Here is a 15,689-nt window from a genome sequence, read left to right as displayed (position 1 = left end):
TGGCGGCGCTGCTGCGCGGCGGCGAGGTCGTCGCCCTCTTCGAAGCCCTTCGCGTGGACGGCCTCGGGGTCACCGCGATCAGCCTGGGCCAGCTCGCCTACCTGCCGACCCTCGTCTGCTGGGCGGTGGCGTGGCTGGCCGGTCCCGGCTTCGCGCTCGGCACCGGCACCGCCGTCTCGCCGGCCGGCACCGAGCTCGGCGTCGTCCCCGGCATACCGATGCTGGGACTGCTCCCCGAGGCGACCTCTCCCTGGATGCTCGTCGTCGTGCTGATCCCCATCGGCGCCGGCGCGCTGGCGGGATGGATCATCCGCTCGCGCCAGGCCTCGGCCGGGAACGAGCCCGACGTGCTGCCGCAGGCGACGACGGCGCTGGCGATCGCGGTGCTGGCCGCCGGCGGCGCGGCGCTCCTCGCCGTGCTGTCGTCGGGTTCGATCGGGCCGGGCCGCCTCGCCGAGGTCGGTCCCGACGCGGGACCCGTCGCCCTCGCGGTCGGCATCGAGGTCCTCGTCGGCGCGGGCATCCTGCTGCTCGGTCCCCGTCATCGGGACGAGCTCCGTGCGGAGGAGCTGCTCGGCACGGACGAGGTCGGGCGCGAGGATCCGCGCGGCTAGACTGAACGCGTGCTTTCGGTCGCCGTTCTCATCTCGGGCACCGGCTCGAACCTCCGTGCCCTGCTCGATGCGGCCGCCGACCCCGATTACCCGGCGCGCATCGTCGTGGTCGGGGCGGACCGCGAGGCCGACGGCCTCGCCCACGCCGAGGAGTTCGGGATTCCCTCCTTCACGGTGCCGTGGCGCGCGCACGACTCCCGTGAGGCGTGGGGCGCCGAGCTCGACGAGCAGCTGCGCGTGTGGAAGCCCGACCTCGTGGTGCTGAGCGGCCTGATGCGTCTGCTGCCGCCGTCGGTCGTGGCCGCCTGGGCGCCGCGCATCATCAACACCCACCCTGCCTTCCTGCCGGAGTTCCCCGGTGCGCACGGGGTGCGGGACGCGCTCGCGGCCGGCGTCTCACAGACCGGCGCCAGCGTCATCGTCGTCGACGACGGGGTGGACACGGGGCCGATCCTCGCGCAGGAGCGCATCCCGGTGCTGCCGGGGGACACCGAGCACGTGCTGCACGACCGCATCAAGCCCGTCGAACGACGCCTCCTCATCGACGTCGTGCGCCGGATCGCCACCGGCGAGATCGACCTCGCTGCCGCGCGCACCACCGCGCCCTCCTGACTCCGTCATCCCCGTTCCGCCGCACACCGCCCCCGACCCGGAAGGACCCCCTGATGGCCGGCCCCCGCCACGACCCGTCGTTGTACCGCTCCCGTGACGCCGTCCCCATCCGTCGCGCGCTCGTCTCGGTGAGTGACAAGACCGGTCTGCTGCCGCTGGCCCAGGCCCTCGCGGACGCGGGCGTGGAGATCGTCTCGACCGGGTCCACCGCGGCCACGATCCGCGAGGCGGGGCTGGCGGTGACGGACGTCGCCGAGGTGACCGGCGTCGCGGAGATGCTCGACGGGCGGGTCAAGACGCTGCACCCGAGCGTCCACGGCGGGCTGCTGGCGGACCTTCGCCTCGAGGACCACGAGCGCCAGCTCGCCGAGCTCGGCATCGCGCCGTTCGAGCTCGTCGTGGTCAACCTCTACCCGTTCGTCGAGACGGTGGCCTCCGGAGCCGAGGGCGACGACGTGGTGGAGCAGATCGACATCGGGGGCCCGGCCATGGTCCGCGCCGCCGCCAAGAACTACGCCAACGTCGCGATCGTCGTCTCGCCGGAGTCCTACCCCGCGATCATCGACGCCGTGGGCGCGGGGGGCACCTCCCTCGTCCAGCGGCGCGAACTGGCCGCGCGCGCGTTCTCCCACACGGCCACGTACGACTCGGCCGTGGCCCAGTGGTTCACGGAGGGGACGCTCGGCGACGGCGAGGACCTTCCGGCCCACCTGACGATCAAGGCCGAGCGCCTGGCGACGCTGCGCTACGGCGAGAACTCCCACCAGCGCGGGGCGATCTACACGCGCGTCGGCGGGCACGGCATCGCGCAGGCGACCCAGCTGCAGGGCAAGGAGATGTCGTACAACAACTACGTCGACGCGGACGCCGCTCTGCGCGCCGCGTACGACATGGTGCTGCCGGCGGTCGCGATCATCAAGCACGCGAACCCGTGCGGCATCGCCACGACGGCCCCGAATGCCCTGGACCCCATCGCCAGCGCGCACCTGCGCGCGCACGAGTGCGACCCGGTGTCGGCCTACGGCGGCGTGATCGCGGCCAACGGGACGGTCACGCTGAAGATGGCGGAGAACCTCAAGGACATCTTCACCGAGGTCATCGTCGCGCCCGCGTTCGAGCCGGCGGCGCTGGAGGTCTTCAAGGCCAAGAAGAACCTCCGTCTGCTGCAGCTTCCCGAGGACTGGCAGCAGGAGCGCATGGACGTGCGCCTCGTCTCGGGGGGCCTGCTCCTCCAGGATGCCGACCGGTTCCCCGACGACATCTTCTCGGTCGCGAAGAACTGGGAGCTGGTGTCCGGCGAGCGCCCCGACGAGGCCGAGATGGAGAACCTCATCTTCGCCTGGAAGGCCTGCCGCGCGGTGAAGTCCAACGCCATCGTGCTCGCGAAGGGGAACGCCACGGTCGGCGTCGGCATGGGCCAGGTCAACCGCGTGGACTCGTGCCGTCTGGCGGTGGAGCGGGCCGGCGACCGGGCCGCGGGCTCGGTCGCGGCATCGGACGCGTTCTTCCCCTTCGCCGACGGTCCCCAGGTCCTCATCGACGCGGGGATCACCGCGATCGTGCAGCCGGGCGGATCCGTGCGCGACGGCGAGGTCGTCGACGCCGCGCGCAAGGCCGGCGTCACGATGTTCTTCACGGGCGAGCGCCACTTCTTCCACTGACGCCTCGTCGGCTCCGCCGCGCCCGGCGCCACCGCGCTCAGGGGGTGGCGGAGCTGAGGAGGATGCTCGTCTCGCTGTCGCGGATCCCCTCGATCCCGCGGATGGTGCCGAGGGTCGCGTCGAAGGACGCCAGGCTCTCGCAGCTGATCTCCGCGACGAGGTCCCAGCGGCCGTTCGGGCATCGAGTGCTCGACGGTCGGCCGCTCAGAGCCCGATTCGATATCGGTGTGCATCATGACTCCCCTTGTGGCATGCAATTCGCGATGGTTATCATTCGGGAATCGTTCACCACGCGAAGGGGAAGGTTCAATGACGATGACCGCTATGGTGCGTGCGAGTGCAGGACTGCTCGCGGTGGCTGCGTTCTCGCTGACGCCGGCGGTCACGCCTGGCGCCCAAGCGGTCGACTTGGCGGCCTCACAATCTGCGATGCAATCTTCGGACTCGCCGAGCTTCGAAGAGCTGGTGGAGCGCGACGACGCGGCGGCCGAAGCGGGAGAGGAAACCTGGGGAGTGTCGTTCTCTCGCGTCGTTGATCGAATTAGGGAGGCCTTCCCGGAGGACTTCGGGGCTGCCGAGGTGGCCGCGGACCAACGCTCTGGTTGGATCGCCTTCAAGGAGGGGGTCCCTGCCGGAGCGGAGGATGCGGTCGCGAACCTGCCAGGAGTTTCACTGCGGGAGGGCCTCGGGCTGAGCGAGAGGGAGATCGATACGTCGGTAGATCTACTCTTTCACTCGCTTTTGGAAACGCACGGAAGCGATTTTCCGGTTACCGTCTATCCGGTCCCGAGGGATCGGGAGATCGTCGTCGAATACTCCCCTTCTTTGATCGTGCGCTTCTCAGCCGAAGCTGTTGAGAAGTCGATGCGGACCGCGGCCCGTGTCATCGACTTCGGGAGCTTCTCTCTTCGCTCTGAAGCCGTCGAAGACGGCATGGTTGCAGAGGTCCTTCAGCACGGCGCTCGCGTGCTCGCCCAAGCATGTACTGGGGCATTCCCCGTCAAGCACAAGTACGGCCCCGAGCTGGGAATCTTCACGGCGGGACATTGTCCCGGGACCGGTTCGTATGATGGCATCGCGAATGCCTTCCACGATCCGGTTCCCTATTCGCTCTCCACGAGCCCGGGGAGCGGAGGTGGAGACTTTCGATGGAATCACAGCAAGTACGGATTGAGCGGGCAGACCTTTATCGGTCATCAGAGACAGCTCCGAGTCTTCAACACCCACGCCTACGCTGTGGTTGGACAATTCGTTTGCAAGTATGGGAAAAACACAGACTGGGGTTGTTCGAACGTCGCCGAGTGCGGGGTTCGATCCAACAGCCGGGTGCCGGACACGGGGCAGACCTACCCGGTTGGTGGTCTGTGCAGGACGCAGCAGACCATCACGGTAGCGGGGGACTCGGGAGGGCCGTGGTACTCAGGTACCACCGCTTTGGGCATCCACCACGGCAGCGCCGTCAGCGGAGGTTCCGCATTTAGTCAGGTGCGGAACGCGCTGTCGATGACTCGCGTCAATCTGGTGATCGACGCGTCAGGCAACACGGTCCCGTGAATCGATCTACTCGTGCACTCTCCTCGCTCGCCCTGGTCTTGCCCGGCGCTTTGCTCGCAGGGTGTTCCTCGGAGCCTCCGCGCCCGCCTGAACCGACGGTCAAGATGTCCAATTTTGTAGGGATGTGGCGTGGTTCCTCTGGTGAGTTTATCGATATCAGTCAGGACGGTACGTTCGTTGGGTTCGACAACTGCAACACGGTGGCGGGTACGTGGTCTCTGACGGAGCATTCGTTTGAAATGAAGTTCTTGGGCGGTACGCAGAAAGAATGTCCCGATGTCACCGTCTGGCTGACGCATGCCGAGACGGGAAACCTGGAGGCTGACGATTCCTTGAAGCTCAGCAACCGCGGCGGACAACAACTCGGCGTTCTTACTCGGCAGGATCGTTAAAGAAGCGTTGAGTGTTGAGGGCGAGCGCCACTTCTTCCACTGACGCCTCGTCGGCTCCGCCGCGCCCGGCGCCACCGCGCTCAGGGTGTGGCGGAGCTGAGGAGGATGCTCGTCTCGCTGTCGCGGATCCCCTCGATCCCGCGGATGGTGCCGAGGGTCGCGTCGAAGGACGCCAGGCTCTCGCAACTGATCTCCGCGACGAGGTCCCAGCGGCCGTTCGTCGTGTGCAGCGCCGCGATCTGCGGGACGCCGCGCAGACTCCGGATCACGTCCCCGGTGTTGCGGCCCTCGACCGCGATGAGCATGATCGCGCGGACCACCGACGCGGCGGCCGGGTCGCGCACGCGCACGCTGAAGCCGACGATCACCCCGTTCTCGGTCAGCCGGCGCATGCGGCTGTCGACGGTCGCCCGGGTGACTCCGAGCGTCCGGGAGAGGTCGGCCACGGACTCCCGCCCGTTGGCGCGGAGCAGTGACAGCAGTCGCCGGTCCAGGTCGTCGAGATCCTGCATGAGCACAATGTACGACACTGCTGCCCATAGTGGTTAACCATTCGTAGAAATGATCCACACTGCTGATTGAAAGTGATGATGACCGCCTCCTACCGTGGAAGGACCGAGGAGAACGGGGGCGGGATGGTCCGCTTCGTCGACGTGCCGAACATGCAGCGCTGGGTGATCGACACCGGGATCGAGACCGCGATCGCCGGGATCGCCGGGACGATCGAGGAGGACTTCCGCCGTTGGCCCGCGTTCGACAAGACCGCGCGGGTCGCGAGCCACTCGGACGTCGGCGTCATCGAGCTCATGCCGATCAGCGACGACCGCACGTACGGCTTCAAGTACGTCAACGGGCATCCGACGAACCCGGCGCGAGGGCTGCAGACGGTCACCGCCTTCGGCGTCCTCGCAGACGTCGACAGCGGGTACCCGACGCTGTGGGCCGAGATGACCATCCTCACGGCGCTGCGCACCGCCGCGACCTCCGCGGTCGCCGCCCGGGTGCTCGCACCGGCCGGCGCCACGACCATGGCCATGATCGGCACCGGCAGCCAGTCCGAGTTCCAGGCGCTGGCCTTCCGGCGCCTGCTCGGGATCGAGCGGCTGCGGATCTGGGACACGGACCCCCACGCCATGGACGTGTTCGAGCGCAACATCCGCCCGCTCGGGTTCGACGTCGTCCGTGCCGACAGCGCGGCCGACGCCGTGCGCGGCGCGGAGATCATCACGACCTGCACGGCCGACAAGACGTACGCGACCATCCTCACCGACGACATGGTCGTTCCCGGCGTGCACGTCAACGCGATCGGCGGGGACTGCCCGGGCAAGACCGAGCTCGACGCGGCGATCCTGCGGCGCGCCGACGTGTTCGTGGAGTTCCCGCCGCAGACGCGGATCGAGGGGGAGATCCAGCAGCTCGCGGCGGACCACCCGGTGACGGAGCTCTGGCGGGTGCTGCGCGGAGAGGCCGCGGGCCGTACCTCGCCCGACCAGATCACGGTCTTCGACTCCGTGGGCTTCGCCCTGGAGGACTTCTCCGCCCTGCGTCACCTCGCCGCCGCCCTCGACGGCACCGACTACTACGCGGACGTCGACCTCATCGCCGATCCGGCGGATCCCAAGGACCTGTTCGCGCTCGTGGCCGCCGGCGCGGCGGTCGGGGCCCCGGTGTGAGCGCGATCTCGGCGCAGGCGCCCCGTGCCGTGGTCATGGTGCGCCCGCATCGGTTCCGCCCGAACCCGCAGACCGCCGCGGACAACTCCTTCCAGCAGACCGCCGATCACGACGTGGCCCGTGCCGCGTACGACGCGACGACGAGGGTCGCGGACGCCCTGACGGAGGCGGGGGTCGCGGTGCACCTCTTCGAGGACACCGGCGACGCGCACCCGGACAGCGTCTTCCCGAACAACTGGTTCTCCACCCACGCAGGCGGCCGCGTCGCCCTGTATCCCATGTACGCGCAGAACCGGAGGGGGGAGCGCCGGGCGGACGTCGTCGACTTCCTCAAGCAGGCCTACCGGGTCCAGGAGGTCATCGACTACTCCGGGCTCGAACAGGACGACCTGTTCCTCGAAGGCACGGGGGCGATGGTCCTCGACCACGTCTCACGGATCGCCTATGCGGTGCGCTCGCATCGCTGCGACCCGCTGCTGGTCGAGCGGTTCTGCACGGTGTTCGGCTACGAGCCGGTCGTGTTCGACGCGGTCGACGCCGAGGGGACGGCGATCTACCACACCAACGTGATGATGTGCATCGGGACCGATGTCGCGCTGGTCGGTGCGGAGACGATCGTCCCCGCGGCGCGGCGGGAGGAGATCGTGCGCCGGATCGAGGAGAGCGGCCGCACGGTGGTCCGCCTCACCCGAGAGCAGGTCGCCTCCTTCGCGGCGAACGCGATCGAGCTGCGCGGCCGGGACGACGAGCGGGTGCTGGCGATCTCGGCCACGGGTCACGCCGCCCTCACCGTGTCTCAGCGCCGCGCGATCGCGGAGTCCTGCCGGCTGCTCCCGATCGACGTGGGGCCGATCGAGCTGGCAGGAGGGTCGGTCCGCTGCATGGTCGCGGGTATCCACCTGGATCCCCGGGGTACCCTCTGAAGGCTCCCCGTTCCGCATCACGAAGGAGTGAGCGCATGACCGTGAAGACCGAGCCGACGACCGGCGAGGGGCTCGCCCGCGGGCTCAGCAACCGCCATCTGCAGCTCATCGCCATCGGCGGCGCGATCGGCACCGGCCTGTTCATGGGGTCCGGGAAGATGATCAGCGTGACCGGGCCGGCGGTGCTGCTGGTCTACCTCGTCATCGGCTTCATGATCTTCTTCGTCATGCGAGCGCTCGGGGAGCTGCTGCTGTCGAACCTGCATTACAAGAACTTCGGCGACATCGCCAAGGACATGCTGGGGCCGTGGGCGGGCTTCTTCGTCTCGTGGACCTACTGGTTCTCCTGGGTCGTGGCCTGCGTCGCCGACATCATCGCCATCACCGGGTACGTGAAGTTCTTCAACCCCGCGATCCCGGCCTGGATCCCCGCACTGATCGCCTGTGTCGCGCTGACGCTGCTGAACCTGCAGCCGGTGAAGTACTTCGGCGAGGTCGAGTTCTGGTTCGCGCTCATCAAGATCATCGCGATCCTGGCGCTCATCGTCACCGGGATCGTCCTCATTGTCACGGGCTTCCAGAACCCGGACACCGGGACGTCGGCATCGGTCGCGAACCTCTGGGAGCACGGCGGGCTGTTCCCGTTCGGCCTGAGCGGGTTCATCCTCGGCTTCCAGATGGGGATCTTCTCGTTCATCGGTGTGGAGCTCGTCGGCACGGCCGCCGCCGAGACCAAGGACCCGCGGCGCTCGCTGCCCAAGGCGATCAACTCGATCGTCGTGCGGATCCTGATCTTCTACATCGGGGCGCTCGCCATCATCATGAGCATCACCCCGTGGGACCGCATCAGGCCGGACGAGAGCCCGTTCGTCACGACGCTGCTCTACGCCGGTCTCGGGATCGCCGCGGTCGTCATCAACCTCGTGGTCCTCACCTCGGCCGCCTCCAGCGCGAACTCGGGTATCTACTCCGGAACGCGCATGCTGTTCGGGCTGTCCCAGGACGGCCACGCCCCGCTCGCGTTCGCGACGACGAACCGACGCGGGGTGCCGCTGCGCTCGGTGTTCTTCACGTGCGTGTTCCTGTTCACGGCGGTCCCGCTGCTGTTCGCGGGGGACGGGGTCGTCGCGGCCTTCACGTTCGTCTCCTCGGTGTGCGCGACGCTGGTGCTGTTCACCTGGGGGTCGATCGTCGTCAGCTACATCGTCTACCGCCGCAGACACCCCGAGCGGCACGCGGTGTCGCGGTTCCGGATGCCGCTGTCCCGGGTCACCCCGTGGATGGTGCTCGGGTTCTTCGTCTTCATCGCAGCCACGCTCGTGTTCGGCGAGGACACGCGCCTGCCCTTCCTCGCCACGCCCGTCTGGTTCGTCCTGCTCGCGATCCTGTGGCAGCTGCGCAAGCGGCGCCTGCTGCGGGAGGGCAGACCCCTCACCGCCCCGATCCCGACGACGCGGCACGCCCTGGACGACGAGGCCGGCCCCGTCTAGCCGCCGGAGCCACCGCGCACCGCGATGTCCGATTTCCGCGAGCAGGCGGTTTTCGGACATGCCAGGCTGGACGCATGCGATGCACAGGACGACCGACGAGGACACGATGAGCCTCCCGGTGATGACCTTCGACGAGCGGTACCGTGCGATCAGCGCCCGGGACACCCGCTTCGACGGCCAGTTCGTGACGGCGGTGCGCTCCACGGGGATCTACTGCCGGCCCAGCTGCCCGGCGCGCACGCCCAAGCCGGCGAACGTGACGTTCTTCCCGACGAGCGCGGCCGCCCACGAGGCGGGCTACCGCGCCTGCAAGCGATGCCTCCCCGAGGCCGCGCCCGGCTCTCCCGCATGGAACGTGCGCGGCGATCTCGCCGCCCGGGCGATGCGGCTGATCGCCGACGGGGTCGTCGAGCGGGAGGGGGTCCCCGGCCTCGCCCGTCGCCTCGGATACTCGAGCAGGCACCTCACGCGGCTGCTCGCGGCGGAGCTCGGTGCGGGCCCCCTGGCGCTCGCTCGCGCCCACCGTGCCCACACGGCGAGGATGCTCCTCGTCGGGACCGATCTGCCGATCTCGGATGTGGCCTTCTCCGCCGGCTTCGCCAGCGTCCGTCAGTTCAACGACACGGTGCGCGAGGTCTTCGGGCTCGCGCCGGGAGAGCTGCGCGCCCGGCGCCCGGCGCCGGGCCGAGGGACGGACGCCGCCGCCCGCGCCGCGTCGGCTCCGGGGGAGATCGAGCTCGTCCTCCCGCACCGTGAGCCGTTCGACGCGGACGGCCTGTTCGCGTGGATGCGGGCCAGGGCGCTTCCGGGCATGGAGGCGGCGGGGGAGGAGTCCTTCGCCCGGCACGTCCGCCTCGACGCGGGACCGGCCTGGTTCGAGCTGCGCCGGGCGGCGGACGGCCGGATGCGCCTGCGCGCCCGGCTGACTCACCTCTCCGATCTCGCGCCCCTCGTCGCGCGGGCCCGGCGCTTGTTCGACCTGGACGCGGATCCGCAGGCCGTGGACGCCGCGCTCGCCGGCCACGCCGAGCTCGCCCCGCTGGTCGCGGCGACTCCGGGCATCCGGGTCCCCGGTGCGATCGATGCGCACGAGATGCTGATCCGCGCCATGATCGGCCAGCAGATCACGGTCGCGGCAGCGCGAACGGCGCTGACGGCGCTCGCGGACGCCCTCGGCGAGCGGGTCGGCGAGGGCGAGGACGCCGGGGTGCTCTTCCCGACGATGGCGGCGATCGCGGAACGCGGCGCCGAGGTGCTGCGCGGACCTGCGGCCCGCATCCGCGCGGTGACCGGGACCGCGGCGGCGCTCGCCGACGGCTCGCTGACGCTGACGCTCGGCGACGACGGCGCCGACCAGCGCGCCGCCCTCCTGGCGATGCCCGGGATCGGCCCGTGGACGGCGGACTACGTGCGGATGCGCATCCTCGGCGATCCGGACGTCATCCTTCCCGGAGACGTGGCCGTCCGCTCCGGTGCGGCCGTCGCCGGGATCCCCGCGGATCCGGCCGGCCTCGATCGCTGGGCCGCCCGCACGGCGCCCTGGCGCAGCTATCTGACCGCTCACCTCTGGCGCGCGGCGCCGGTCCGGCCGACGCGCCGTGCGTCCGCCTCGTCCGACCCCGTCCGCGCATGACGAAAGGAACGTCCATGTCCGCCTCCATCGAGACCGTCGACACCCCCGACGGCGCCTTCACCATCCTCTCCGACGACGCGGACCGCGTGCTCGTCGCCGGCTGGAGCGCCGATCACGACCGCATCCTGGCCCGCCTCTCGCCCGCGCACCGCCCCACCGACGTGCGGGTCCGCGACGGCGGCTCGGCCGCCGGCGAAGCCGTGGCCGCCTACTATGCGGGCGAGCTCGCCGCGATCGACGACGTGCCCGTGAGCCAGTACGGCACGGGTCTGCAGCGCGCGGGGTGGGACCTGCTGCGGCGCATCGTCCCGGGCGAGCCGCTGACCTACACGGCCTTCGCCGCCGAGCTCGGGAACCCGCGCGCGGTCCGTGCCGCCGCGTCGATCTGCGCCCGGAACGCGCCCGCGCTGTTCGTGCCGTGCCATCGCGTGCTGCGCACGGACGGATCGCTCGGGGGGTTCGCCTGGGGGCTTGACGTGAAGGAGCGGCTGCTCGCCCGGGAGGCCGCTCGCTGAGGGATCCCTTCGGTCGTCGAGCGACGCCGCGCGTCTCGTTTCGGTGCTGGGCGCGTTTCGTCTCGGTGCTTCGCTCCTCGCTCAACGACCGGGGCGTGGCGGTTCTCGGTCGTTGAGCGACACTTCGACTCGCTTCGCTCGCTCAGTGCGGGTCTCCGCGAGTCGAAACGTCGTGACCCGGGCTGGGAGCCGTTTCGTCTCGGTGCGTCGCTCCTCGCTCAACGACCGGGGCGTGGCGGTTCTCGGTCGTTGAGCGAGCGGAGCGAGTCGAAACGCGGTGACCGGGGCTGGAACCGTTTCGTCTCGGTGCTGCGCTCCTCGCTCAACGACCGGGGGCGGCCCGGCTGTCGGATCCGGGCTGAACGGGAATTCCTGTTGCTTTCAGCCGGTTCCCAGCAATAGGCTGGTGGGCTGTCGCGCCGACCGGCTCGATCACGCCGAGCTCCAGGAGGATGTCATGCCCACGATCACCCTTGCGTCGATCACCCGCGATGTCCTCGCCCCGGCCTACGCTCCCGTTCAGGGCTCCGTCATCCTCGTTCTGGGATAGAGCCCCCGCCGCACGGCCTGCGTCATTTCTCGCGGATGCATCGCATCCGTCGTTCCCCCTTCCCCTCCTCCGTTCGTCATCGTCGCTGCTGAGAATCATGTCTTCCACGTCTTCGTCGTCCCTGTCCACCACCGCCGCGCTCTGGCGGCTCAAGCCCTTCATCGCCCCGATCATCGGCCGGCTCGTCGGCGGCGCGCTGAGCGCGCTCGGCGCGGCCGTCATCGCCCTGATGATCCCGATCGTGCTCGAACAGATCGTGCGCGGCCCCGTCCAGTCGGGTGAGCCGTGGCCGATCGCGCTGGGCGCCCTCGCCATCCTCGCCCTGGGCGTCGGCGAGGCCGTCATGGTGTGGCTGCGCCGCTGGTTCGTGCTGACCCCGGCCACCGAGGTCGAGTACCAGATGCGCTCGGAGCTCTACGCGCGCCTGCAGACACTGCCCGTGGCCTTCCACGACCGCTGGGGCTCGGGCCAGCTGCTGAGCCGGATGATGCAGGACATCAACCTCATCCGACGCTGGATCGCCTTCGGCATGATCCTGCTGGTCGTGAACATCCTCACGATCGTCATCGGCGCCGTTCTGCTGTTCCAGTGGCACTGGCTGCTGGGCACGATCTTCCTCGTGACGGGCGTCCCGATGTGGATCCAGGGCTACCTCTTCGAGAAGCGCTACGGCGTGCTGACCCGGCGGAGTCAGGACCAGGCCGGAGACCTCGCCACGAGCGTCGAGGAGAGCGTGCACGGCATCCGCGTCCTGAAGGCGTTCGGTCGGGGCCGCCACGCCCTGCGGCGCTTCAGCTCCCAGGCCGAGACGCTCCGCGAGACGGAGATGAGCAAGGCCCGTGCGGTCGGGACCATCTGGTTCTGGCTGGACCTGATGCCGCAGATCGCGTTCGGCCTGAGCCTGCTGTCGGGCATCTGGTTGATCTTCCAGGGCGCGATCGAACTGCCGCAGCTGTTCGCGTTCTTCGCGATGGCGACGGTGCTGCGCTGGCCGATCGAGTCGATCGGGTTCCTGTTCTCGTTCCTTCTGGACGCGCGCACGGCGACCGACCGAGTGTTCGAGATCTTCTCCGAGACGAACACGATCACCGACCCGGAGACGCCGCAGACGATCCGCGATCCGCGCGGCCGGCTGGCGTTCGAGGGGGCGCACTTCCGCTACCAGGACGCCCGCGACGGGGAGCGCGATCTGCTCGACGGCATCGACCTGGTGCTGGAGCCCGGCGAGACCATGGCGCTGGTGGGGCTCACCGGCAGCGGGAAGACCACGCTGACCACGCTGCCGGCTCGTCTCTACGACGTGACGGGCGGGCGGGTGACGCTCGACGGCGTCGACGTCCGAGACCTCACCCTGACCGAACTGCGCACGCACGTCGCGATGGCCTTCGAGGACGCGACGCTGTTCTCCGCGACGGTCCGGGAGAACGTCCTGCTGGGACGTGCGGACCTGGAGCTGCACAGCGAGGAGGCCGAGCGCGTCCTGCGCGAGGCGCTGGAGGTCGCGCAGGCCGGGTTCGTCGACACCCTGCCCGAGGGCACGGAGACGGTCATCGGAGAGGAGGGGCTGAGCCTCTCCGGCGGCCAGCGCCAGCGTCTGGCGCTGGCGCGCGCCGTCGCCGCAGCCCCGAAGGTGCTGGTGCTGGACGACCCGCTGTCGGCGCTGGACGTCGACACCGAGGCTCTGGTGGAGGAGGCCCTGCGCCACGTCCTCGCCGAGACGACCGCCCTCATCGTGGCGCACCGCCCGTCCACCGTCGCGCTGGCGGACCGGGTCGCGCTGCTCGAGCGCGGTCGGATCACCGCCGTGGGCACGCACACCGAGCTGCTGCGCACGAGCGCGCACTACCGTCACGTGATCTCCAGCCTGGAGGCCGAGGAGGCCGTGCGCACCGGAGCGATCCCGATCGTCGGGGGCCAGCCCCCGGTCGCCACGGCCGCGGTCGAGAACGCCGCCGACGAGAACGAACAGACCCTCACCGAGAAGGAGGTGCAGGCATGACCACCGCGATCACCGGAACACGGGACGAGGACCGCTCCCAGCTCACGCGGGAGGAGAGCCGCGCGATCCGCCGTCGCTCCCTGCGGCTGCTCGGCTCGCTGATCCACCCGCTGCGGGTGCGGATCGCCATGGCCGCGATCGTCCTCGTGGTGTCCACCGCCTTGCAGGTGTCCGGGCCGATCCTCATCGGCATCGGGCTGGACCGCGCGCTGCCCGCGCTCCTGGAGAGCGCGAGCTGGGGCCCGACGATCCTCGTGAGCGTCGTCTACCTGTTCGCGGGACTCACCGGCTCCGCGCTCATCGGCTGGTACGTCGTGATGGCGGCCCGGATCACCCAGGCGGTGCTGCTGGACCTGCGCAAGCGCATCTTCCTGCACACCCAGCGGCTGAGCCTGGAGTTCCACGAGTCCTACACATCGGGCCGCATCATCTCGCGGCAGACGAGCGACCTGGACTCGATCCGCGAGCTCCTCGACGGCGGACTCAACAACCTGGTCTCGGGCGTGCTCTTCGGCGTGTTCACCTTCATCGCCCTCGTGATCGCGGACTGGCAGTCCGGCGTGATCCTGGCCGTGGCGGGCATCCCGCTCGTCCTGCTGATGCGCTGGTTCTACACCCGCTCGCAGGTGGTGTACCGCGAGTCGCGCGTCGTCAGCGCGAAGGTGATCGTGCAGTTCGTCGAGACGATGACCGGCATCCGCGCCGTGAAGTCGTTCCGCAAGGAGCCCCGTAACGACAAGACGTTCCGCCGCCTCGCGGGGGACTACCGCGACGTCAACCGCCGGTCGATGGTGCTGTTCGGGACGTTCGAGCCCGGGCTGATGGGCGTGGCGGCATTGACGCTGGGTCTGGTCGTCCTCTGGGGCGGGATCCGGGTGTCGACCGGCGCTCTCGGCGTCGGCGTCCTGCTGTCGGCGGTGCTGTACGTGCGCAACTTCTTCGCGCCGATGCAGGAGATCGCCATGTTCCTGAACTCCTACCAGTCGGCCACCGCCGCGCTGGAGAAGGTCTCGGGCGTGCTCGAGGAGGAGCCGAGCGTCCCCGATCCGGACAAGCCGGTCGACCTCTGGGAGGCGCGCGGTGCGATCCGGTTCGACGCGGTGACCTTCGGGTACAACGGCGACAAGACGATCCTGCCGAACTTCTCGCTGGACATCCCCGCGGGCCAGACCGTGGCGCTGGTGGGCACCACGGGCGCGGGCAAGTCGACCCTTGCCAAGCTCGTGTCGCGGTTCTACGACCCGACCGAGGGCGCGGTGACCCTGGACGGCGTGGACCTGCGCTCGCTGCACCCCAAGGACCTGCGCCGCGCGATCGTCATGGTCACCCAGGAGGCCTACCTGTTCAGCGGCACGGTGGCGGACAACATCGCCCTCGGCAAGCCCGACGCGACGCTGGACGAGATCCGTGCCGCCGCCAGGGCGGTGGGCGCCGATGCGTTCATCGAGGCGCTCCCGGACGGGTACGACACCGACGTGAACAAGCGCGGCGGGCGCGTCTCGGCCGGGCAGCGCCAGCTCATCTCCTTCGCGCGCGCGTTCCTCGCCGACCCGGCGGTGCTGATCCTCGACGAGGCGACGGCATCGCTGGACATCCCGTCCGAACGGCTCATCCAGGAGGCGCTGCAGACGCTGCTGGCGGACCGCACCGCGATCATCATCGCCCACCGCCTGTCGACGGTCGCGATCGCGGACCGCGTCCTGGTGATGGAGCACGGACGCATCATCGAGGACGACGCCCCCGCCGCGCTCATCGCGGGCACGGGCAAGTTCGCGCAGCTCCACGCGGCGTGGCAGCAGACGCTGGTGTGATCGTCGTCGGCCGGGTCGCGTCCGCGCGGCTCGGCCGACGGGGCGGATCGGTAGGCTCGACGGTGTGGATCCCTTCTGGGCGGTCGCCGCGGAGTTCTGGTGGACCGCGCCGGTCGTCGCCGGCGCGGCTGCCGTGAGCGCCTTCGGGATCCGCCGCCTCCGGACATCCGGCGGCCGGCGGCTCGCGTACGACGCGGCCCGGCTGGACCTGCAGGCGGCGCAGAAGGAGGCCACCGCCGCCCGGCACGACGTGCGGGTGGCG

14 protein-coding genes and 1 pseudogene are annotated in these 15,689 nt (G+C 69.9%); 13 read left to right on the top strand and 2 right to left on the bottom strand.

The genetic code is table 11. From position 1 onward, the window contains the following. The 3 genes from MR1_RS20000 to purH form a co-directional block, all read left to right on the top strand. A partial coding sequence (locus tag MR1_RS20000) for a cell division protein PerM (protein ID WP_255218102.1) occupies window positions 1–614 on the top strand: 614 nt, incomplete at its 5' end. A 9-nt stretch (window positions 615–623) separates the two neighbouring features. Next, window positions 624–1,226, top strand: a complete 603-nt coding sequence (purN, locus tag MR1_RS05615) for a phosphoribosylglycinamide formyltransferase (protein ID WP_067243812.1) — start codon at window positions 624–626, stop codon at window positions 1,224–1,226. Window positions 1,227–1,279: 53 nt separating this feature from the next. Next, complete coding sequence (gene purH / locus MR1_RS05610) at window positions 1,280–2,887, top strand: bifunctional phosphoribosylaminoimidazolecarboxamide formyltransferase/IMP cyclohydrolase (protein WP_067243811.1); 1,608 nt, start codon at window positions 1,280–1,282, stop codon at window positions 2,885–2,887. A gap of 37 nt (window positions 2,888–2,924) precedes the next feature. On the opposite strand, the gene MR1_RS19690 is transcribed toward purH, so the two are convergent. After that, the gene (locus MR1_RS19690; RefSeq protein WP_255218103.1) at window positions 2,925–3,095 is read right to left on the bottom strand and encodes an Lrp/AsnC ligand binding domain-containing protein; all 171 of its coding nucleotides are present in this window, start codon (window positions 3,093–3,095) and stop codon (window positions 2,925–2,927) included. 101 nt (window positions 3,096–3,196) lie between these two features. Between MR1_RS19690 and MR1_RS05605 the strand changes: the two genes are divergently transcribed. Together MR1_RS05605 and MR1_RS19295 are read left to right on the top strand one after the other, a co-directional pair. Then, a complete protein-coding gene (locus tag MR1_RS05605) occupies window positions 3,197–4,441 on the top strand; it encodes a S1 family peptidase (RefSeq protein WP_067243809.1) in 1,245 nt (414 codons plus the stop codon). Between the two features lie 104 nt (window positions 4,442–4,545). Continuing rightward, the gene (locus MR1_RS19295; protein WP_084344394.1) at window positions 4,546–4,833 is read left to right on the top strand and encodes an META domain-containing protein; all 288 of its coding nucleotides are present in this window, start codon (window positions 4,546–4,548) and stop codon (window positions 4,831–4,833) included. A gap of 80 nt (window positions 4,834–4,913) precedes the next feature. Here MR1_RS19295 and MR1_RS05600 read toward each other — a convergent pair whose 3' ends face one another. Further along, window positions 4,914–5,345 carry an Lrp/AsnC family transcriptional regulator gene (locus MR1_RS05600; RefSeq protein ID WP_067243816.1) on the bottom strand — a complete coding sequence of 144 codons (432 nt, stop codon included), beginning with the start codon at window positions 5,343–5,345 and terminating at the stop codon, window positions 4,914–4,916. Between the two features lie 123 nt (window positions 5,346–5,468). Between MR1_RS05600 and MR1_RS05595 the strand changes: the two genes are divergently transcribed. The 8 genes and pseudogenes from MR1_RS05595 to MR1_RS05560 form a co-directional block, all read left to right on the top strand. Next, entirely contained in the window at window positions 5,469–6,506 is a 1,038-nt protein-coding gene (locus MR1_RS05595) for an ornithine cyclodeaminase (RefSeq protein WP_067243815.1), read from the top strand. Then, complete coding sequence (gene ctlX / locus MR1_RS05590; RefSeq protein WP_067243805.1) at window positions 6,503–7,429, top strand: citrulline utilization hydrolase CtlX; 927 nt, start codon at window positions 6,503–6,505, stop codon at window positions 7,427–7,429. The genes MR1_RS05595 and ctlX overlap by 4 nt, the downstream gene beginning before the upstream one ends. Before the next feature lie 35 nt (window positions 7,430–7,464). Further along, window positions 7,465–8,919: an amino acid permease gene (locus tag MR1_RS05585; protein ID WP_067243802.1), complete on the top strand. Its 1,455-nt coding sequence runs from the start codon at window positions 7,465–7,467 to the stop codon at window positions 8,917–8,919. 106 nt (window positions 8,920–9,025) lie between these two features. Then, complete coding sequence (locus MR1_RS05580) at window positions 9,026–10,552, top strand: AlkA N-terminal domain-containing protein (RefSeq protein WP_067243813.1); 1,527 nt, start codon at window positions 9,026–9,028, stop codon at window positions 10,550–10,552. Between the two features lie 14 nt (window positions 10,553–10,566). Then, window positions 10,567–11,067: a methylated-DNA--[protein]-cysteine S-methyltransferase gene (locus tag MR1_RS05575; RefSeq protein ID WP_067243800.1), complete on the top strand. Its 501-nt coding sequence runs from the start codon at window positions 10,567–10,569 to the stop codon at window positions 11,065–11,067. 647 nt (window positions 11,068–11,714) lie between these two features. Then, the gene (locus tag MR1_RS05570) at window positions 11,715–13,616 is read left to right on the top strand and encodes an ABC transporter ATP-binding protein (protein ID WP_067243798.1); all 1,902 of its coding nucleotides are present in this window, start codon (window positions 11,715–11,717) and stop codon (window positions 13,614–13,616) included. Then, window positions 13,613–15,427: an ABC transporter ATP-binding protein gene (locus tag MR1_RS05565; protein ID WP_067243796.1), complete on the top strand. Its 1,815-nt coding sequence runs from the start codon at window positions 13,613–13,615 to the stop codon at window positions 15,425–15,427. Before MR1_RS05570 ends, MR1_RS05565 begins: the two co-directional genes overlap by 4 nt. Before the next feature lie 64 nt (window positions 15,428–15,491). Next, window positions 15,492–15,689 (top strand): annotated as a pseudogene (locus MR1_RS05560) (hypothetical protein); the annotation flags it as partial.

It is taken from the genome of Microbacterium resistens NBRC 103078 (assembly GCF_001552355.1).
Taxonomy (GTDB): Bacteria; Actinomycetota; Actinomycetes; order Actinomycetales; family Microbacteriaceae; genus Microbacterium; species Microbacterium resistens.
Note: the sequence above shows the minus strand (reverse complement) of the source record. Positions and strands in the feature narration are given on the sequence as shown.

Excerpts from the sequence above, each read along its gene's own strand:
- MR1_RS05595 (WP_067243815.1), top strand. The coding sequence starts at position 5,469 with ATGGTCCGCTTCGTCGACGTGCCGAACATGCAGCGCTGGGTGATCGAC.
- MR1_RS05600 (WP_067243816.1), bottom strand. The coding sequence starts at position 5,345 with ATGCAGGATCTCGACGACCTGGACCGGCGACTGCTGTCACTGCTCCGC.
- MR1_RS05570 (WP_067243798.1), top strand. The coding sequence starts at position 11,715 with ATGTCTTCCACGTCTTCGTCGTCCCTGTCCACCACCGCCGCGCTCTGG.
- MR1_RS05605 (WP_067243809.1), top strand. The coding sequence starts at position 3,197 with ATGACGATGACCGCTATGGTGCGTGCGAGTGCAGGACTGCTCGCGGTG.
- MR1_RS19295 (WP_084344394.1), top strand. The coding sequence starts at position 4,546 with ATGTCCAATTTTGTAGGGATGTGGCGTGGTTCCTCTGGTGAGTTTATC.
- MR1_RS05585 (WP_067243802.1), top strand. The coding sequence starts at position 7,465 with ATGACCGTGAAGACCGAGCCGACGACCGGCGAGGGGCTCGCCCGCGGG.
- MR1_RS05580 (WP_067243813.1), top strand. The coding sequence starts at position 9,026 with ATGAGCCTCCCGGTGATGACCTTCGACGAGCGGTACCGTGCGATCAGC.
- MR1_RS05565 (WP_067243796.1), top strand. The coding sequence starts at position 13,613 with ATGACCACCGCGATCACCGGAACACGGGACGAGGACCGCTCCCAGCTC.
- MR1_RS05575 (WP_067243800.1), top strand. The coding sequence starts at position 10,567 with ATGTCCGCCTCCATCGAGACCGTCGACACCCCCGACGGCGCCTTCACC.
- purH (WP_067243811.1), top strand. The coding sequence starts at position 1,280 with ATGGCCGGCCCCCGCCACGACCCGTCGTTGTACCGCTCCCGTGACGCC.